Below are 17,762 nucleotides of genomic sequence, written 5' to 3' on the forward strand. Positions count from 1 at the left end.
GTCCCGCCCGCCCTGCTCCCCGACGAGCGCATCCTCCAGGAGGTCATCCATGGACTCCGCGCGCTCTGACCGACCGTCCGCGCCGGCCCGCCCCCCCCCCCCCCCCCCCCCCCCCCCCCCCCCCCCCCCCCCCCCCCCCCGCCCCCCCCCCCCCCCCCCCCCCCCCCCCCCCCCCCCCCCCCCCCGGCCGGGTCAGGCGACCCGCTCCAGCGTGCCGGTGTGCAGCTGGCCGACCCGGCCGCCCTCGCCCTCGAAGGTCCAGAACGCCCGGACCGTCAGCCGGTTGAGGTCCATGACGTGGCTGACGGTGATCCCGCTCTGCTCCGTCCAGCTGACGAAGTAGATCTCCGGCGCGACCTCGGCGACGTGCAGCCGCACGTCCTCCCACTGGCCCGCCGACTCGCCGAGGCCCTCCCAGCGCAGCCGCGTGCCGTCGGCCGAGTAGGTGTTGCGGAACGCAGCGCCGTTGTCGACCTGGAAGACGTAGGTGCGGCCGGCGAAGGCGGGCAGGGACGCGGTCATGGTGCGGCGGCTCCTCGGTACGGCGCTCTCGTGCGGTGCTCGCGACGCAGCGCGCGGTGGTCTGGTGCGGTGGTCCGGTTCAGCGGGGTCTTGCTCGGGGGTCTTGCTCGGGTGTCTTGCCGGGCGGGCTCTTGTGCAGTGCGGAAGTGCCAGGACTCCAATTTATCCGACCGGGCCCACGGCGCGGCGGTGGACGGCGCCAGGTTCCGGCCCGGTTCCGGCCCGGTTCCGGCGCGGATCCGGGCGCCGTTTCCGGGCCGCCGCCCGCGCCGCCCCGGCGGACCGGCGGGAATGATCAACTCGGCCGCCACACAGCGTCGTTGATCGACACCAGTGTGAACTGCGCGACAAGCGGCCCGGGGGAGTTGTCCGTTCACGGACGGCCCGCCTAGCCTGCAACGGTCGTCCGCCGTCGCGGACCCCGCCGCCGGGACGCCGAGTCCCGTCCACCCGCCGGCGGGTAACTCGAGCATCACAGTGGACGGGAGCGGGGGAACCAAGGTCAGTGCCCGGCCGTGCGCTCCCGCGTGCGCGCCGCGGCTTGGGGTGAAGCCGTCGTATCCGGCGGCCGGGCGTCCTCAGCCCGAACCCGACAGCTCACCTCGCAGGCGTCGCAGAGGACATCCCATGCAGCTGCCTGCCCGGCGCCGTGCGCCGCGCCACGCCCGCCCGTCCCACCGCGCCCGCAACACCGCCGTCGCCGCGACCGGGGCACTCGCCATGAGCGGCGCCGCCCTGCTCGGCCTGCCGGCCGCCACCGGCGCCCAGGCGGCGACCGCCCCGACCGTCACCCAGGACCGGCTCGCGCCGGCCGCCATGGTCGCGGGCAAGGCCACCACCGCCTCGCTCACCCTCCACTCCTCGGCCTGCTTCACCGCGAAGACCGTGGGCGTGGGCGTGCGCGACGCGAAGGGCACCAACCTCGACTTCCCCGGCAACGCCTCCAACGTGCAGATATGCCCGGGCGGCACGACCTTCACCAGTGCCGCCCGCAGCCTGCCGGCCGGCACGTACACCCAGTTCGGCTTCTGGCAGGACAGCGCCGGCGCCTGGCACAACCTGGCCTCGCAGAAGCTGGTGGTCTCGACCACCGCGACGCCGGCGCCCACCCCGGCCCCGAAGCCGACCACGCCGACCACCCCGCCGGCCCAGGCCGCCCCGATCGCCGGCAAGTCGATGGCCTTCGACGAGGAGTTCAACGGCCCGATCGCGTACGGCTCCCGCTGGACCGGCGACCAGAGCAGCTCGTACCACTACAAGACCCACAACCCGAACGACAACAAGCTCGACTGGATCGACCAGAGCAAGGTCACGGTCGCGAACGGCGTCGCCACCTTCACCGCCACGCCGGGCAGCCACACCCTGGAGAACGGCAAGCAGTCCTGGGACACCGGCCTGCTCACCACCGAGTTCTCCAGCCAGGGCTTCCAGGTGAAGACCGGCGACTACGCCGAGACCCGGGTCAAGCTCCCGGCCGGCACCGGCGCCTGGCCGGCGCTGTGGACCTGGAACGGCACCAGCGGCGCGCACGGGGAGATCGACTCCTTCGAGTACCACCCCGACCACCCGAACCTGCTCGAACTGACCAACCACGTCAACCCGAGCAGCCCCGACTACCTGACCGACGCCAAGAGCGTCGCGAAGGACCAGTGGGTCACCATCGGCACCTACTACGGCGCGAACTCGGTGGACTGGTACGTCAACGGCGTCAAGGTCTTCTCGGACGGCAAGGGCGTCGGCGCCAACTGGTCCGCGTACCTGATCCTCAACCTGTCGGTGTCGGCCGGGAAGTACCACCCCGCGCCGCAGGGGACCGCCCCGATCACCTTCGCCGCCGACTACGTGCGCGTGTACCGGTGACCACCACCAAGTAGCCCGTAGCCCGTGGCCTGCGAGCCAGCCGCTCTCGGGAACCGGCAGTCGTCCCGACCACCACGTGGTCGGAACGGCTGCCGGTTCTTGCGTTCCGCCCCCCGCCGCGGTCAGGGGGCGAGGACCTGGCCCAGCCTGGTCGCGATCCGCTGCATCACCGGCACCAGCGAGGCGGCGCCGGTCTGCTCCTCCAGGGCCCGGACGCGGGCCTCCGGGCCGGAGACGGACAGGGCGGTGGGCGTCGGCGCGCCGGGGACGGCGAGGGCGATGCAGCGGACGCCGATCTCCTGCTCCTGGTCGTCGACGACGTAGCCGCGCTCGCGCGCCTCGGCGAGCTGGCGGATCAGTTCCTGCGGGTCGGTGACGGTGAACTCGGTGTGCGCGGGAAGGGGGTTGGGGCCGAGGACGGCGCGCGCCTCGTCCTCGGGGAGCTGGGCGAGCAGCGCCTTGCCGACGCCGGTGCAGTGCGGCTGGACGCGCCGGCCGACCTCGGTGAACATCCGCATCGAGCGCCGCGACTGCACCTGCCCGACGTACACCACCTCGCCGCCCTCCAGCACCGCCAGATTGGCGGTCTCGCCGGTGGCCTCCATGAGTTCGGCCAGGTACGGGCGGGCCCAGCTGCCGAGCAGCCGGCCGGCGGTCTCGCCGAGGCGGATCAGCCGGGGGCCGAGGGTGTAGCGGCGCGCGGTGTCCTGGCGGACATAGCCCTGTTGGACGAGGGTACGAACCAGTCGGTGGATGGTGGGCATCGGGAGGCCGGACGTCGTGGAGAGTTCGCTGAGCGTGGCCACGCCGCCGGAGTCGGCCAGTGCCTCCAGGAGGGCGAAGGCGCGCTCGACGGACTGCACGCCGCCGCTCGCGCGGTCTGGGCCTGTCGTCGATGCTGGGTCGGAGGTCCGGGCCACCGGCGTTCCCTTCGCTGTCGGGGCGGAGTAGAGTCCCGGCGATCTTTCAACAAACCGTTGAAATTCTGTATCGCGGAAACTAGTGTCCACCTTACAGAATCGAACTCGCCGACAGGCGGGCTCCGATCAAGGAATCTCCCCGAGGGGGCTCCCACCGGAACTCCCTTCGCCAGGCTCAACCGTCTTAGGAGTGTCCTGCCCATGGCTGCAGATCAGGGACCCGGCGCCTCTCCCGCCGCTCCGGTCGTCACTGTCGCCGGTCCGCGCGTCCACCGGGCGGAGGAGGTGCTCACCGCGGAGGCGATCGCCTTCGTCGTCGGCCTCCATCGCGCCTTCGAGGGGCGCCGGCAGGAACTGCTGGCCCGGCGCAGGGCCCGGCGCGCCGAGATCGCCGCCGCCGGCACCCTGGACTTCCTCCCCGACACCGCCGACATCCGGGCCGGCGACTGGACGGTCGCCGAGACGCCGCGCGCCCTCCAGGACCGCCGGGTCGAGATCACCGGCCCCACCGACCGCAAGATGGTCGTCAACGCCCTCAACTCCGGCGCCAGGATCTGGCTCGCCGACTTCGAGGACGCCAGCTCCCCCACCTGGGAGAACGTCGTCGGCGGACAGGTCAACCTGATCGACGCCTTCGAGGGCCGGATCGACTTCACCAGCCCCGCCGGCAAGGCCTACACCCTCAAGCCCGCCGCCGAACTCGCCACCGTCGTCGTCCGCCCGCGCGGCTGGCACCTCGACGAGAACCATCTGCTCGTCGACGGCACCCCGGTCGCCGGCGCCTTCGTCGACTTCGGCCTGTACTTCTTCCACAACGCCGCGCGGCTCATCGCCAAGGGCGCCGACGACCCCAACTCCGGCCCCTACTTCTACCTGCCGAAGACCGAGAGCCACCTCGAAGCCCGGCTCTGGAACGACGTCTTCACCCACGCCCAGGCCGAACTCGGCATCCCGCACGGCACCGTCCGCGCCACCGTGCTGATCGAGACCATCACCGCCGCCTTCGAGATGGACGAGATCCTCTACGAACTGCGTGAACACGCGGCCGGCCTCAACGCCGGGCGCTGGGACTACCTGTTCTCGATCGTCAAGAACTTCCGCGACGCCGGCGAGCACTACATCCTCCCCGACCGCAACGGCCTCACCATGGCCTCCCCGTTCATGGCCGCCTACACCCGGCTGCTGGTGCGCACCTGCCACCGGCGCGGCGCCCACGCGATCGGCGGCATGGCCGCGTTCATCCCCAGCCGCAAGGACCCGGAGGTCAACGCCGCCGCCCTGGAGAAGGTCACGGCCGACAAGGAGCGCGAGGCCGGCAACGGCTTCGACGGCTCCTGGGTCGCCCACCCGGACCTCGTCCCGGTCGCCCGCGCCTGCTTTGACGCCGTGCTCGGCGAGCGGCCCCACCAGAAGGACAACCCCGGGCCGGCCGAACCCGTCACGCCCGCCCAGCTCCTGGACATCGCGGGCGCCGGCGGCAGCTGCACCCGCGTCGGGCTGCACAACGCCGTCCAGGTCGGCATCCGCTACATCGAGGCGTGGCTGCGCGGCCTCGGCGCCGTCGCGATCTTCCACATGATGGAGGACGCCGCCACCGCCGAGATCTCCCGCTCCCAGATCTGGCAGTGGATCCACAACGGCGTGGTGCTCGCCGACACCGGCGAGAAGGTCACCGCGGAGCTCGTCCGCACCCTGGTCGCCACCGAACTCGCGGAGCTGCGGGCCGAGTCGGGCGAGGAGGCCTACGCCGCCGGGCGCTGGGCGGAGGCCGCGCGGCTCTTCGAACAGGTCGCGCTGGCCGAGGAGTTCGTGGACTTCCTGACCCTCCCCGCGCTGCCCCTGCTGGGCTGACCCCACCCCGGGCACGGCCCGTGAACCACCTGGCCCGTTCCGCACGGCGACGAGTCCGCCCGGCCTCGTCGCCGTGCGGAACGGTCTTTTTCCGTTGTCCGGCAAAGGAGTTGGAACATGGCAAGGATCTTCTTCAATGGTCAGGCGATGGTCGGCGGACCCTTCCACGCCAAGGTCGCGGACGCGCTGGTCGGGCCGGCCCGCACCGCGCCCGGATACCGGTTCTTCTCCATCGACGACGTGTGCCCGGGGCTCCTGCGCGACGCCGCCGCCGACACCGCCATCGAGGGCGAGCTGTACGACATCAGTCTGGAGCGCCTGCGGGACGTCATCCTGCCCGGCGAACCGCGTGAGCTGGAGCTCGGCGTGATCGAGCTGGAGGACGGCTCGGCCTGCCTGTCGATGCTGCTGGCCCGCGGCGAGGTCGAGCGCGGCGTGCACCGCGAGATCACCCACCACGGCGGCTGGCGCGCCTACCTCGCCACCCTCGGGCGCACGGCGTGAGCCCGCGCTGACGGGCGGGGCTCGGCAACGGCGAGCGAACAGCGAACGGTGAACAACGAACAACTGACAGATGACGACTTTCAACATCTGTTATCTGTTATCTGTCGGCTGAAAGTTGTTCGCTGACATCTGTTCGTCGAAACCCGTCCGCCACCCACCCCGGCCCTCACCGCCGACACCCGCGGCCCCGGACCCTCGCCGTGGGTTCGGGGCCGCGCTCCGTGCGCCCCGAGGGCCGCACGGAGTCCGGGTCACGCACCGTCCCTGGGCGTCCCGGAGTCGGGGGGTGTCACACCGGCCGGGCGGCCAGCTCCCTGGCGGCGCGGGCGCAGGCCTGGGCGATCCGGTCCTCGTCGACGGTGGTCAGCCGGCCCTTCTCCACCACCGCGTTCCCGTTCACGAACAGCACCGAAAGCGGCGGCAGCGCGCCGAAGGTGAGCGCGGCGACCGGGTCGGCGATCGAGGAGTGCATAACCCCGTCGACCTTCCACAGCGCCAGGTCGGCGAGCTTCCCGGCCTCGATCGAGCCGATCTCGTTCTGCCGCCCGAGCACCCGGGCGCCGCCCATGGTCCCCAGCCGCAGCGCCTGCCGCCCGGTGAGCGCGGCCGGGGAGCCGTGCAGCCGGTTGATCAGCAGCGCGTTGCGCAGTTCGGTGCCGAGCTCGCCGGACTCGTTGGACGCGGTGCCGTCCACCCCGAGCCCGACCGGGACGCCGGCCCGCAGCATGGCGGGCACCCGGGCGATCCCGGCGCCGAGCCGGGCGTTGGAGGACGGGCAGTGCGCGACGCCGGTGCCGGTCTCGGCGAACTTGGCGATGTCGGAATCGTTCATGTGCACGCAGTGCGCCATCCAGACGTCCTCGCCGAGCCAGCCCACCGACTCGAAGTAGTCGGTCGGCCCCATCCCGAACAGCTCCTTGCAGAACTGCTCCTCCTCGGCCGTCTCCGAGCCGTGGGTGTGCAGCCGCACGCCCTTGCGGCGGGCGAGTTCGGCGGACCGGCGCAGCAGTTCGGTGGAGACGGAGAACGGCGAGCAGGGCGCGAGCGCGACGTGCAGCATCGAGCCGAAGGAGGCGTCGTGGTAGCGGTCGACGGCGGCTTCGGAGGCGGCGAGGATCGCGTCCAGGTCCTCGACGGCGTGGTCCGGTGGCAGCCCGCCGTCCTTGCGGCTGCGGTCCATGGACCCGCGCAGCGCGGTGAAGCGCAGCCCGAGCTCCCGGACGGCCTCGATGGAGGCGCCGAGGACGTCGCCGCCGTCCGCGGGGAACACGTAGTGGTGGTCGGAGGCGGTGGTGCAGCCGGACTTGAGCAGGGCGGCGGCGGAGCCCTGGCTGGCGGCGTGCACGAGCTGTTCGTCGATCCGCGCCCAGGTCGGGTAGAGGGCGACGAGCCAGTCGAACAGGATGGCGTCCTGAGCGAGGCCGCGGGTGATCCACTGGTAGAAGTGGTGGTGGGTGTTGACCAGGCCGGGGGTGACGAGGTGGCCCTCGGCGTTGATCCGGCGCACGACGTTGTCCAGCCAGTTCGGCGCGGGGCCGTCGCCGACCGACTCGATCCGGTTGCCGAGGATGACCACGTGGCCGCGGGCGTACTCGGTGTCCGCGGCGTCGACGGTGGCGATCGCGGCGTTCTCGATGACGATCCGCCGGTCGGCGGGCGGGGGCTGGACTGCCATGGGGGACTCCTTGAGGGGGATGGGCGGACGGGAGGGGCGCGGTGGCGGCGGCTCGGGGCCGCGCCGTGGCGGGGCGCGCCCCTCCCGGCCGGTCAGGACGGTGTCACGGTCGGTACCGTCTCGCCGCAGGCCCGGCCGGATCTGGACCGGCGGGTGGCTCCGACGTGGTGGAAGAGCAGGTTGAGCAGGACGGCCGACACGCAGCCGGCCGAGATCCCGGAGTGCATCAGGGTGCGGACGGCTTCCGGAAAGGAGTCGTAGAAGGTCGGCGCGGCGATCGGCACGATGCCGACGCCGAGCGAGACCGACACCAGGATGGTGTTGCCGCTGGACTCCATGCCAGCCTCCGCGAGGGTGCGGATGCCGCTGGCCGCGACCGTGCCGAAGAGCACGATCCCGGCGCCGCCCAGGACGGGCTGCGGCACCAGGGAGACGATCGACCCGAGCACCGGGAAGAGCCCGAGCAGGATCAGGATGCCTCCGCCGACCGCGACGACGAAACGGCTGCGGATCCGGGTCAGCGCCACCAGCCCGATGTTCTGGGCGAAGGCGCTGGCCGCGAAGCCGTTGAAGACGGGGCTGAGCGCGGTGGCCAGGCCGTCCGCCCGCAGGCCGGCGGCGAGGACGGGTTCGTCGGCCGGGCGGTCGACGATCTTGCCGAGTGCCAGCATGTCGGCGGTGGACTCGGTCATCGAGACCACCATGACGATGCACAGCGAGACGATCGCGGCCGCGTCGAACCGCGGTGCGCCGAAGTGGAACGGGGAGGGGAGCGCGAAGACGTCCGCGTCCTTGACCGCGCCGAAGTCGGCGAGGCCCAGCGGGAAGGCGAGCAGGGTGCCGACCGCCAGTCCGATGAGCAGGGACAGCTGCTGCCAGAAGCCGCGCAGCACCCGGTTGCCGAGCACCACCGCGGCGAGGGTGAACGCGGCGAGCCCGATGGCCCGCATGGAGCCGTAGCCGGGCGCGGACGGCGAGCCGCCGCGCGCCCAGTTGACCGCCACCGGTAGCAGGGACACCCCGATGAGGGTGATCACGGTGCCCTGCACGACCGGCGGGAAGAACCGGATGAGCTTGCAGAAGTACGGCGCCGCGAGGAAGCACAGGGCCCCCGCGACGATCACCGCCCCGAAGATCACCGGGAGGGCGTTGCGCGGGCCCTGCTCGTGCGCGATGGCGACCATGGGGGCGACTCCGGCGAAGGAGACGCCGTTCACGAACGGCAGTCGCGCGCCGATCCTCCAGACGCCGAGGGTCTGGAGCAGGGTGGCCAGTCCGGCGGTGAACAGGCTGGCCGAGATGAGCAGGGCGAGTTCGGCGGGCGAGAGCCCGACCGCGGCACCGACGATGAGCGGGGGTGCGACGACTCCCGCGTACATCGCGGCGACGTGCTGGAGGCCGGTGGAGAACAGCTTCACCGGGGGCGGCAACTCGTCCACGGGGTGGGTTTTGGGCCCGGACGTCCCGCCGGGTATGGAAGGTGACGGATCGTCAGATCCGAGGGTACTTGCCGGGGTGGAACCGCCGTCGGTACTGCTGGTGTTGCTGGGTGCCATGTCGAGCCCCTCTTGTGCCCGTGGCTCCCGGCGCGCCCGTGGCGCTGGAGACCGGCTGACGATGCGGAGGCCGAGGGCGGGACGGCGGTGCAAGGGTCCCTCGGCCGGCCTCTCCAGCACCCCGGGCCGGCCGCCGCGAGGCAGACACGAACTCCGGTGGGTGGGGGTGGAGAAACAGGAGAATGCGGCAGAACTGGGGAGCGCGGCAGAACTGAGGAGTACGGCCGAACTGAGGAGTACGGCGGAACGGGAGCGGTGTCCGGTGCGCGGCGGGCTGGGCCCGCCCGGACGCGGCCGGCCTGGTCGGCCGGACGTGCGGCGACTCCGGGCGGCGTCCGCGCGGCGTCCGCGCGGCCGGTCCGCTCCGTGGGGGAGCCGGGCGTCAGGCGACCGGGATGACCGGGACGACGCCCTCGCGGTGCACGGTGCCCTCGATCAGGCCGTACATGCGGTCCGCGGCGTAGTAGACCTCGTTGTCGTTCTTGAGTCCGAACGGTTCCAGGTCGACCAGGAAGTGGTGCTTGTTGGGCAGTTCGAGGCGGACCTCGTCCACCTCGGCGCGGTTGTTGAGGACCCGGGTGCCCATCGCGTGCAGGGTCTGCTGCAGCGAGTAGGAGTAGGTCTCGGCGAAGGCCTCCAGGAGGTGGCGCCGCACGTGGGTGTAGGAGCGGTTCCAGTTGGGCTGCGCCTCGCCGTCGCGGCCGCTGTAGCCGTACTTCCAGCGGGCGGTGACCTGGGTGGCGAGGATGCGGTCGTAGGCCTCCTGCAGGGTGGTGTACTTGTCCTTGATGTAGCCCCAGAACTCCGAGTTGGTGGAGTTCAGCACGACGAGGTCCTTCAGGCCGGAGATCACCTGGACGCTCTCGCCGTCGTAGACGACCTCGGTGGTGCGGACCTCCTGGCCGCTGCGGACGAAGGAGTGGCCTACCTCCTCCGAGCCGATGAAGCGGGCCGAGCTGTCCGGCGTCCTGATCCGGTCCCAGGCGTACTCCTCGATCCGGATGCGGGCGCCGTGGACGACGCCGCGCTCGGTGTCGTCCACGAAGTGGCGGGCCAGGACGATGCCGAAGGCCTCGGCCGACTCGATGCCGTACTCCTTGGCGAAGGCGTACACGGTGTTCTTGGTGGTGTCGGTGGGGAGGCAGTTGGCGTTCGACCCGGTGAGGTGGACGTCCTCGAACTCACCCTGGAGGGAGACCGAGACGTTCAGGTCCTTGATCTCGTGCCGGGTGGAGTCGCGGTAGACCCGGACGATGCGGTTCTCCGCCTTGCCGTACTGGTTCTGACCGAGCACGTGGGCCATGACGTGGCTCCTAAGCTTCCAGGCCGGTCTACTGGCTTCCGCGGTAGACCGAGTATCCGAACGGGTTGAGCAGCAGGGGCACGTGGTAGTGGTGCTGCGCGGGCGCGACCGTGAAGACGATCGAGACCTCGGGGAAGAACGGCGGCTCGGACGACCGGAGCGCGAAGTAGGCGGTCGTGTCGAAGAGCAGCCGGACGACCGAGCCCGCCTCCACGGCCGGCAGGTCCTTGGCCCGGCCGTCGGAGTCCGTGGCGGAGGTGCCGAGCACCTGCCAGCCACCCTCGGTGCGCAGTGCGAGCCCGACCGGGACGCCTTCGGCCGGGCGGCCGAGGCTGGTGTCGAGCACGTGGGTGGAGATGTCGGTCATGGGTGAAGTGACCTTACTGATCGCGAATCTGATGCTTCGTCAGAAATTTCGCCAAGTGGCGAATGGCAAGCGGGACGTGGTGGGCGGAACGTGGCGGGTGGTGAGCGGCGCGGGGCGCGTGCTTCGTCAACTCTAGGGACGTCCGGGCTCCCCGGACCTCTCCGACCCGGTGCGGGCCGCGGGAATCCGACGAACCGTCAGGGCGCCTCGTCGAGCAGTCGTCCGAGCCGGATGTCGTTGATCTTGAGCAGTTCGCCGCGGACGACCTCCGCCTCGGTGGCGGCGTCGTTGGGCAGGCGCTCGCGCAGGGCGGCGAGCATGGTGGCCGCGGTGCGGCCGGTCGCGCAGATCAGGAACACGTGGCCGAACCTGGCCTCGTAGGCGGCGTTGGCCTCGTGCAGTTCGCCGAGGAGTGTGCGGTCCGCGCCGCGGACGCCGGCCTGTTCGCGCTCGGAGACGGCGTCGCCCGCCTTGGGCTCGCCGATCCGGGCGTGGCCGGCCATCGCGTCGTGCAGGTCGGGGACCGTCAGCGAGGCCATCGCCGCCGCGTTGGCGGCGAGCAGGCTCTCGCGGTCGGGCCACGGCCGGGTCTTCGCGACGGCGGCGGCCCAGCGGGGGCTGGAGCAGACCTCCAGCAGGATCGCCTCCAGCTTGGCGGCGTCGGCCGCGGCCAGGGCGTCGAGGGCGTGGGGGTGGTTGGTCACGGGGTGGACCTCCTGAAGAGTGGTGCCACCCGCACAAGCTAGATCGGCCCCACCCCGAGGTCAACAGTTTGTTGAACGGTTGGTGGTTACGTTTTGAACCGGGGGCCGCTGCCGGGCCGATTCGTGTGCGATTCGCCAACTGCGCCCCGCCGCCCGCCGATCCAGGATCGTCGGAGCGGCGGGACGGGCCTGTCCGGTGCTCGTGGGCGGAGGCGCTCAGGGGGCCTTCGAGCCGTCCTGGCGGTTCAAATAGTTGTACACCGTGAACCGGCTGACGCCGAGCGCCGTGGCGACCGTCTCGACCCCGTGTCGGACGGTGAACGCGCCGCGCTCCTCCAGGAGCGCGACCACCCGCTGCTTCTCCAGCCGGTCGAGCTCGGCCAGCGGGCGGCCGTCGAACTGGCGGGTCATCTCGGCCAGCATCCGGTCCAGCGCGCTGCTCAGGTGCGGCAGCCGGACGGCCAGGGCCGGCGTGCCCTCCCACTCCAGGACGACGTCCTCGGCCTTCGCCTCGTCCAGCGGGACGGGCGTCGCGCCGACCGCGTCCAGCAGCGGCTTGACCGCCGCGGCGAGCGGGTGTTCCACGTGCTCGGTCACGGCGTACCGCCCTCCTCGCCCAGCACGCTGACCTGCACGGAGATCCGGGTCGCCCCGGCGTCCAGGGTCTCCCGGAGCAGTCTGGTCACGGCGGCGAGCACCTGCTCGGCCTCGCCCTCGGCGCCGGTCCCGAAGGGGCCGACCGCCACGTCCAGGCCGGCCTCGTCGACGACCTTGCGGGCCGCCGCGGCGTGCTCGGGGAACGTGTCCAGTTCGAACGGTTCTGTCGTGAACTCCACCATCAATCGCACGTGCTCACTGTAGCGAGCGGGGGTCGGTGCGGGCGGGGCCGAGGCGGCCCGGGGCTCCCCGGCTCCTGGTCCGAGCCCCTCGGAGGCTCCTTCAACAAAATGTTGCGACGGTCTTGACACTCGCTCGACGCTCCGGCGATGCTTCCACCACACAGAATCCGTCTTCCGCATCGTGGAAGTGGCGGATGACGGAAGAGAGTGAGAGGTGAGGGACGTGACGGCCGCCGCCAAGCACAGCTTCACGGTCAACCTGTCGATCCTGTTCGGCGAACTCCCGCTGCTGGAGCGCCCCGCCGCGGCCGCCGCGGCCGGCTTCACCGCCGCCGAGCTGTGGTGGCCCTTCGGCCCCGAGCACCGGCCGGAACGAGCCGAACTCGACGCGCTGCGCACGGCGTTCACCGACGCGGGCGTCCGCCTCACCGGCCTCAACTTCCTCGACGACCTCGGCCAGGGCGCCCGCGGTACGGTCTCGCTGCCCGCCGAGCGGGAGCGCTTCCGGGCCAACGTCCCGGTCGCCGCCGACCTCGCCGCCTCCCTCGGCGCCACCGCGCTCAACGCGCTCTACGGCAACCGGATCCCCGGCGTCGACCCGGTCGAGCAGGACGCCCTCGCGCTGGAGAACCTGGTGATCGCGGCCCGCGCCGCGCACGGGATCGGCGCGGTCCTGCTGATCGAGGCCCTCAACCGGATCGAGTCCCCGGACTACCCGCTGGTGTCCGCTGCCGCCGCGGTCGAGGTGGTCGACAAGGTCAACGCGGCCACCGGCCTGGGGAACGCGAAGTTCCTCTGCGACCTCTACCACCTGGCCAGGAACGGCGAGGACCTGGCCGCCGTCATCGACACCCACGCCGACCGGATCGGCCACGTGCAGATCGCCGACACCCCGGGCCGGGGCGAACCCGGCACCGGCGAACTCGACTTCGAGGACCTGTTCGGCCGGCTCGCCGCAGTCGGCTACACCGGTCCGATCGGCCTGGAGTACCGCCCCGCCGGCGGCGTCAGCGCCGACAGCTTCGCCTGGCTGCCGCGCGAGCTGCGCGCCGCCACGTAGCAGTCCGCCGGGCAGCGGTGCCGCCGCGCAGCCGTTCCGGCGCGCGGCACGGCGCCGCACCCACCCCCCGAACCTCCCATCCACGCACCTAAGGAACGACGCGATGAGCCGCAAGATCGCCTTCGTCGGCCTCGGCATCATGGGCAAGCCCATGGCCGTCAACCTGGTCAAGGCCGGCCACCACGTGACCGGATTCGACCTCTCCCGGGCCTCGATCGACACCGTGGTCGCGGCCGGCGGCCACGGCGCCGCCGGCATCGCGGACGCGGTGCGGGACGCCGAGGTCGTGATCACCATGGTCCCCGCCGACCCGCACGTCGAGGCCGTGATGCTCGGCGAGGGCGGCGTCCTGGAGAACGTCCGGCCGGGCACGCTGGTGGTCGACATGTCGTCGATCACCCCGCAGACCTCCATCAAGGTCGGCAAGGCCGCCGCCGAGAAGGGCGTGCGCACCCTGGACGCCCCGGTCTCCGGTGGCGAGGCCGGCGCGGTCGAGGCCGTCCTGTCGATCATGGTCGGCGGCGAGGCCGCCGACTTCGCCGAGGCGAAGCCGCTGTTCGACGCGCTGGGCACCACGGTGGTCCACGTCGGCCCGTCCGGCGCCGGCCAGACCGTCAAGGCCGCCAACCAGCTGATCGTCGCCGTCAACATCCAGGTGCTGGCCGAGGCCGTGGTGTTCCTGGAGAACGCCGGAGTCGACCTGAAGGCCGCGCTGGACGTGCTCGGCGGCGGCCTGGCCGGCTCGACCGTGCTGGAGCGCAAGCGGGCGAACATGCTCAACCGCGAGTTCGCGCCCGGCTTCCGGATCGACCTGCACCACAAGGACATGGGCATCGTCACCGACGCCGCCCGCGCCGTGGGCGCCGCACTGCCGGTCGGCGCCGTGGTGGCCCAGCTGGTCGCCTCCGCCCGCGCCAACGGCGACGGCTCGCTCGACCACTCGGCGCTGCTGCGCGGCGTCGAGCGGCTCTCCGGGCGCGAGATCAAGTAGCGGCCCCGGGGCCGCCGGACCGAAAACCGGCGGCCCCCGTGAGCTCCCCCCGGCGGCGTGTACCCATCCGGTCGTGCCCGCGCCGCCAGGGGGTCCGGGGCGGCTCGCGGACCCGGCCGGGGTCCGCGAGCCATCCTCCCCAAGCCCGACCGGCGTGCGGGCCGGGGCTCATCCGCCCGCCCGCCGGTCGATCCAACCGGTGACGCGCCCACCCTGCCCGGGGGCACTTCGGTCGTGCCTGCGGCGCGTCGCCCGGCCCCTCCCCGCCGAGGGGAGCCCCTCGCACGTCGGAAGCGGGTCGAGGGAAGAACGGCGGGGAGGGGCCCACCCGGAACGCCCGCCCGGAACGCCCGCCCGGGGCACCCTCCCGGAGCACCCGCCCGGAAACGCCCGCCGGCACGCCTTCTCCCGGAACGCTGCTCCGGGGGCGGGCCCGGGACCGGCCCGGGACGGCCCATGCTTGAGACAGGGCACCCCCGGGGCACACCCAGGGGCATGTCGTCGAAAGCATCTTCGAAGCAACCGGGGCCGCACCGCGGAAGCACCCGGGCCACACCGACGAACCACCGCCAGAACCCGTACGGAAGTGAGGACCGCGCCATGCCCGCCACCCCCCACCAGGGCCATGTGGTCGTAGCTCCGGACAAGTTCAAGGGCACTCTGGAGGGCGCCGAGGCCGCCGCCCGGATCGCCGCCGGCATCCGCCGCGCCGCGCCCGGCACCGAGGTGCGCGAGCTGCCCGTCGCGGACGGCGGCGAGGGCACCCTGGCCGCCGCGCTCGCGGCCGGGTTCACCCGCGTCCCGGTCAAGGTGGCCGGCCCGACCGGCCTGCCGGTGGACGCGGCGCTCGCCGTCCGCGGCGACACCGCCGTGGTCGAACTGGCCCAGGCCTGCGGCCTCGCCCGGCTCCCCGGCGGGCGCACCGCCCCGCTGACGGCCGGCTCGTACGGCGTCGGCCAGCTGGTCGCCCGGGCCGTCGCGCTCGGCGCCCGGCGGGTCGTGCTGGGCCTCGGTGGCAGCGCGAGCACGGACGGCGGGGCCGGCCTGGTGCAGGCCCTCGGGGTGCGGCTGCTGGACGCCGAGGGCGCCGAACTTCCGCCCGGCGGCGGCGCCTTGCGCCGGCTGGCGAAGATCGACCGCGGCCCGCTCGCGGACCGGCTGGCCGGCGTCGAGGTGGTCGTCGCCTGCGACGTGGACAACCCGCTGCTCGGCCCGCGCGGCGCCGCGGCCGTCTACGGCCCGCAGAAGGGCGCGGACGCCGCGGACCTGGCCGTCCTGGAGGAGGGCCTGACCCGGTTCGCCGACCTCGTCGCCGAGGCGACCGGACGGGACGTGCGGCAGGCCCCCGGCGCCGGGGCCGCGGGCGGGGTGGGCTTCGCCGCGCTCGCCCTGCTGGGCGCCACCATGCGACCCGGTATCGAGCTGCTGCTCGAACTGCTGGGTTTCGACGGGGCCGTGCGTGGGGCACGCCTCGTCGTCACCGGCGAGGGCTGCCTGGACGTGCAGACGCTCCACGGCAAGGCCCCCGCCGGCGTCGCCGCGGCGGCCGCTCGGGCGGGGGTTCGGGTGGCCGCCGTGGCGGGGCGGCTGGAGCTGTCCGAGCCCGAGTGGCGGGCGGCCGGCTTCGCCGCCGCGCTCGCCCTGACCGACCTGGCCGAGCAGCCGGGGGACAGCCTGACCAGGGCCGCCGAGCTGGCCGAGACGGCGGGGGAGCGGCTGGCGGCCGAACTGCTGCCGGGGTGACCCGGTGCCCGCGGGACGGGGGCGAGTACGGGCCGGCGGACAGCCGTGCCCCGTGCCCCGTGCCCCGTGCCCCGTGCCCCGTGCCCCGTGCCCCGTGCCCCGTGCCCCGTGCCCCGTGCCCCGTGCCCCGTGCCCCGTGCCCCCGGGCCCCCGTGCCCCCGGGCCCGCGGCAACCCGCGACGCCGGGCCCGCGGCAACCCGCGACGCCGGGCCCGCGGCAACCCGCGACGCCGGGCCCGCGGCGACCCGGGTCCCGATGCCCGCGGCGGCCCGGGCCCCGATGCCCGCCGGAGCCCCGGCCGCCCGGACGCCCCCGCGCCGGATCCCTCGTACGTTCCTCCATTGACGTTTTGTTGAAGGCGGGCCTAGGCTCCCCGCAATCCTTCGCTCCCGCCCCGCCCCGACCGGCCCGCGACGGCCCCACCGGCCTTGTCGCACGGCCCAGTTCGGCGTACCCGCTCGCTCGCTCGCCACCCCCCGTCCAGGTCCCGGAGGCCTCCCATGCCAGTCGCCAGTCCCGCGGTCATCCGCTCCCGCCGGGTGGTCCTGCCCGAGGGCGAGCGCCCCGCGGACGTGCTGGTGCGGGACGGGAGGATCGCGCTGATCGCCGCCCATGGCACCCTCCCGGTCGAGCGGCCCGGCGAGCTCGCCGACCTCGGCGACACCGCCCTGCTGCCCGGCCTGGTCGACACCCACGTGCACGTCAACGAGCCCGGCCGCACCGAGTGGGAGGGCTTCGCCAGCGCCACCCGGGCCGCCGCGGCCGGCGGCGTCACCACCATCGTCGACATGCCGCTCAACTCGATACCGCCCACCACCACGACGGCGGGCCTCGCGGTCAAGCGCAAGACCGCCGAGGGCCAGGCCTGGGTCGACCTCGGCTTCTGGGGCGGCGCCGTGCCCGGCAACACCCCCGACCTCGAACCCCTGCACCGCGCGGGCGTGTTCGGCTTCAAGAGCTTCCTCGCCCCCTCCGGCGTCGACGAGTTCCCGCACCTGGCGGACGCCGCCGACCTGGAGGCCGCCCTGGTCGAACAGGCCCGGATCGGCGCGCTCGCGATCATCCACGCCGAGGACCCGGCCGTACTCGCCGCCGCGCCGCAGCGGCCCGGCGTCCACTACCGCGACTTCCTCGCCTCCCGCCCCGCCGACGCGGAGACCGCCGCCGTCGCCCGGCTGCTGGCGGTGGCCCACCGCACCGGCGCCCGGGTCCACATCCTGCACGTCTCCTCCGCCGCCGTCCTGCCGCTGCTGCGCCGGGCCCGCGCGGAGGGTGTCCGGGTCACCGCCGAGACCTGCCCGCACTACCTGACCCTCGCCGCCGAACAGGTGCCGGACGGCGGCACCGCCTTCAAGTGCTGCCCGCCGATCCGCGACGAGGCCAACCGCGACGCGCTCTGGCGGGCCCTGGCCGAGGGCGAGTTCATCGCCGTCGTCTCCGACCACTCGCCCGCCACCGCCGACCTCAAGCAGGTGCCCGAGTACGGCGGCAGCGGCGACTTCGCCACCGCCTGGGGCGGCATCGCCTCCCTGCAGCTCGGCCTGCCGGCCGTCTGGACCGAGGCCCGCCGCCGTGGCCACACCCTCGCCGACCTGGTCCGCTGGATGTCCGCCGGCCCGGCCGAACTCGTCGGCCTGGACGCCGTGAAGGGCGCCATCGCGGTCGGCCGCGACGCCGACCTGGTCGCCTTCGACCCGGACGGCGAATTCCCGGTCCGCACCGCCGAGTTGCACCACCGCAATCCGGTCACCCCTTACGCCGGACGGCAGTTGACCGGCGCCGTCCGCACCACCTGGCTGCGCGGCCGCGCGGTGGACCCGGCCGCCGAGCCCTTCGGCCGGCTGCTCACCCGGTCCGCCGGAAATC

Annotated in this window: 16 protein-coding genes, 1 pseudogene and 1 riboswitch; of the genes and pseudogenes, 8 read left to right on the plus strand and 9 right to left on the minus strand. The window is 73.4% G+C overall.

The annotated features are described in order from the left end of the window. Positions 1–192: 192 nt before the first annotated feature. On the minus strand, positions 193–522 hold the full coding sequence (locus ACPC54_RS28645; protein ID WP_498968881.1) for a phenolic acid decarboxylase: 330 nt from the start codon (positions 520–522) through the stop codon (positions 193–195). 458 nt (positions 523–980) lie between these two features. Next, positions 981–1,148, plus strand: a riboswitch (cyclic di-AMP (ydaO/yuaA leader). A gap of 1 nt (position 1,149) precedes the next feature. Between ACPC54_RS28645 and ACPC54_RS28650 the strand changes: the two genes are divergently transcribed. Next, a complete protein-coding gene (locus ACPC54_RS28650; protein ID WP_498968883.1) occupies positions 1,150–2,382 on the plus strand; it encodes a glycoside hydrolase family 16 protein in 1,233 nt (410 codons plus the stop codon). 122 nt (positions 2,383–2,504) lie between these two features. Here the strand turns inward: ACPC54_RS28650 and ACPC54_RS28655 are convergent, their stop codons facing one another. Further along, positions 2,505–3,245 carry an IclR family transcriptional regulator gene (locus tag ACPC54_RS28655; RefSeq protein WP_498968884.1) on the minus strand — a complete coding sequence of 247 codons (741 nt, stop codon included), beginning with the start codon at positions 3,243–3,245 and terminating at the stop codon, positions 2,505–2,507. Positions 3,246–3,503: 258 nt separating this feature from the next. On the opposite strand from ACPC54_RS28655, the gene aceB reads away from it, so the two are divergent. Both aceB and ACPC54_RS28665 read left to right on the plus strand, forming a co-directional pair. Beyond that, on the plus strand, positions 3,504–5,153 hold the full coding sequence (gene aceB / locus ACPC54_RS28660; protein ID WP_498968885.1) for a malate synthase A: 1,650 nt from the start codon (positions 3,504–3,506) through the stop codon (positions 5,151–5,153). A 117-nt stretch (positions 5,154–5,270) separates the two neighbouring features. Further along, the gene (locus tag ACPC54_RS28665) at positions 5,271–5,657 is read left to right on the plus strand and encodes an allophanate hydrolase-related protein (protein ID WP_498968887.1); all 387 of its coding nucleotides are present in this window, start codon (positions 5,271–5,273) and stop codon (positions 5,655–5,657) included. 289 nt (positions 5,658–5,946) lie between these two features. Here the strand turns inward: ACPC54_RS28665 and ACPC54_RS28670 are convergent, their stop codons facing one another. The 4 genes from ACPC54_RS28670 to uraH all read right to left on the minus strand — a co-directional run bounded on the left by ACPC54_RS28670 (position 5,947) and on the right by uraH (position 10,558). Beyond that, entirely contained in the window at positions 5,947–7,332 is a 1,386-nt protein-coding gene (locus ACPC54_RS28670) for an 8-oxoguanine deaminase (RefSeq protein ID WP_498968888.1), read from the minus strand. Positions 7,333–7,424: 92 nt separating this feature from the next. Beyond that, the gene (locus ACPC54_RS28675) at positions 7,425–8,888 is read right to left on the minus strand and encodes a nucleobase:cation symporter-2 family protein (RefSeq protein ID WP_498968889.1); all 1,464 of its coding nucleotides are present in this window, start codon (positions 8,886–8,888) and stop codon (positions 7,425–7,427) included. A gap of 382 nt (positions 8,889–9,270) precedes the next feature. Then, the gene (gene pucL / locus ACPC54_RS28680) at positions 9,271–10,191 is read right to left on the minus strand and encodes a factor-independent urate hydroxylase (protein WP_498968890.1); all 921 of its coding nucleotides are present in this window, start codon (positions 10,189–10,191) and stop codon (positions 9,271–9,273) included. 28 nt (positions 10,192–10,219) lie between these two features. Then, the gene (gene uraH / locus ACPC54_RS28685; RefSeq protein ID WP_498968892.1) at positions 10,220–10,558 is read right to left on the minus strand and encodes a hydroxyisourate hydrolase; all 339 of its coding nucleotides are present in this window, start codon (positions 10,556–10,558) and stop codon (positions 10,220–10,222) included. Here uraH and ACPC54_RS28690 point away from each other — a divergent pair. Beyond that, positions 10,557–10,694 carry a hypothetical protein gene (locus ACPC54_RS28690; RefSeq protein ID WP_498968893.1) on the plus strand — a complete coding sequence of 46 codons (138 nt, stop codon included), beginning with the start codon at positions 10,557–10,559 and terminating at the stop codon, positions 10,692–10,694. The two genes, uraH and ACPC54_RS28690, sit on opposite strands and share 2 nt — an antisense overlap. 61 nt (positions 10,695–10,755) lie before the next feature. Here the strand turns inward: ACPC54_RS28690 and uraD are convergent, their stop codons facing one another. The 3 genes from uraD to ACPC54_RS28705 all read right to left on the minus strand — a co-directional run bounded on the left by uraD (position 10,756) and on the right by ACPC54_RS28705 (position 12,101). Continuing rightward, positions 10,756–11,262: a 2-oxo-4-hydroxy-4-carboxy-5-ureidoimidazoline decarboxylase gene (uraD, locus tag ACPC54_RS28695; RefSeq protein ID WP_498968894.1), complete on the minus strand. Its 507-nt coding sequence runs from the start codon at positions 11,260–11,262 to the stop codon at positions 10,756–10,758. A 216-nt stretch (positions 11,263–11,478) separates the two neighbouring features. Continuing rightward, positions 11,479–11,859, minus strand: a complete 381-nt coding sequence (locus ACPC54_RS28700) for a helix-turn-helix domain-containing protein (RefSeq protein WP_498968896.1) — start codon at positions 11,857–11,859, stop codon at positions 11,479–11,481. Next, positions 11,856–12,101, minus strand: a complete 246-nt coding sequence (locus ACPC54_RS28705; RefSeq protein WP_498969031.1) for a thiamine-binding protein — start codon at positions 12,099–12,101, stop codon at positions 11,856–11,858. Before ACPC54_RS28705 ends, ACPC54_RS28700 begins: the two co-directional genes overlap by 4 nt. Positions 12,102–12,315: 214 nt before the next feature. Between ACPC54_RS28705 and ACPC54_RS28710 the strand changes: the two genes are divergently transcribed. From ACPC54_RS28710 to allB, 4 genes and pseudogenes are all read left to right on the plus strand, one after another. Beyond that, positions 12,316–13,161 (plus strand): hydroxypyruvate isomerase family protein, encoded by an 846-nt coding sequence (locus ACPC54_RS28710; protein WP_498968897.1) that lies wholly within the window; start codon positions 12,316–12,318, stop codon positions 13,159–13,161. A gap of 103 nt (positions 13,162–13,264) precedes the next feature. Further along, a complete protein-coding gene (locus ACPC54_RS28715) occupies positions 13,265–14,152 on the plus strand; it encodes a 2-hydroxy-3-oxopropionate reductase (protein WP_498968899.1) in 888 nt (295 codons plus the stop codon). Positions 14,153–14,752: 600 nt separating this feature from the next. Next, entirely contained in the window at positions 14,753–15,895 is a 1,143-nt protein-coding gene (locus ACPC54_RS28720; RefSeq protein WP_498968901.1) for a glycerate kinase, read from the plus strand. A 501-nt stretch (positions 15,896–16,396) separates the two neighbouring features. Next, positions 16,397–17,752, plus strand: a pseudogene (gene allB, locus ACPC54_RS28725) (allantoinase AllB); the annotation flags it as partial. Between the last annotated feature and the right edge of the window lie 10 nt (positions 17,753–17,762).

Source organism: Kitasatospora sp. NPDC094028 (genome assembly GCF_049543595.1).
Classification (GTDB): domain Bacteria; phylum Actinomycetota; class Actinomycetes; order Streptomycetales; family Streptomycetaceae; genus Kitasatospora.

What these genes read in the sequence shown, in the direction of transcription:
- pucL (WP_498968890.1), bottom strand. Translation starts at nt 10,191, where the DNA reads ATGGCCCACGTGCTCGGTCAGAACCAGTACGGCAAGGCGGAGAACCGC.
- ACPC54_RS28705 (WP_498969031.1), bottom strand. Translation starts at nt 12,101, where the DNA reads ATGGTGGAGTTCACGACAGAACCGTTCGAACTGGACACGTTCCCCGAG.
- ACPC54_RS28650 (WP_498968883.1), top strand. Translation starts at nt 1,150, where the DNA reads ATGCAGCTGCCTGCCCGGCGCCGTGCGCCGCGCCACGCCCGCCCGTCC.
- ACPC54_RS28675 (WP_498968889.1), bottom strand. Translation starts at nt 8,888, where the DNA reads ATGGCACCCAGCAACACCAGCAGTACCGACGGCGGTTCCACCCCGGCA.
- uraH (WP_498968892.1), bottom strand. Translation starts at nt 10,558, where the DNA reads ATGACCGACATCTCCACCCACGTGCTCGACACCAGCCTCGGCCGCCCG.
- ACPC54_RS28670 (WP_498968888.1), bottom strand. Translation starts at nt 7,332, where the DNA reads ATGGCAGTCCAGCCCCCGCCCGCCGACCGGCGGATCGTCATCGAGAAC.
- aceB (WP_498968885.1), top strand. Translation starts at nt 3,504, where the DNA reads ATGGCTGCAGATCAGGGACCCGGCGCCTCTCCCGCCGCTCCGGTCGTC.
- ACPC54_RS28720 (WP_498968901.1), top strand. Translation starts at nt 14,753, where the DNA reads ATGCCCGCCACCCCCCACCAGGGCCATGTGGTCGTAGCTCCGGACAAG.
- ACPC54_RS28645 (WP_498968881.1), bottom strand. Translation starts at nt 522, where the DNA reads ATGACCGCGTCCCTGCCCGCCTTCGCCGGCCGCACCTACGTCTTCCAG.
- ACPC54_RS28715 (WP_498968899.1), top strand. Translation starts at nt 13,265, where the DNA reads ATGAGCCGCAAGATCGCCTTCGTCGGCCTCGGCATCATGGGCAAGCCC.
- ACPC54_RS28690 (WP_498968893.1), top strand. Translation starts at nt 10,557, where the DNA reads ATGGGTGAAGTGACCTTACTGATCGCGAATCTGATGCTTCGTCAGAAA.
- ACPC54_RS28665 (WP_498968887.1), top strand. Translation starts at nt 5,271, where the DNA reads ATGGCAAGGATCTTCTTCAATGGTCAGGCGATGGTCGGCGGACCCTTC.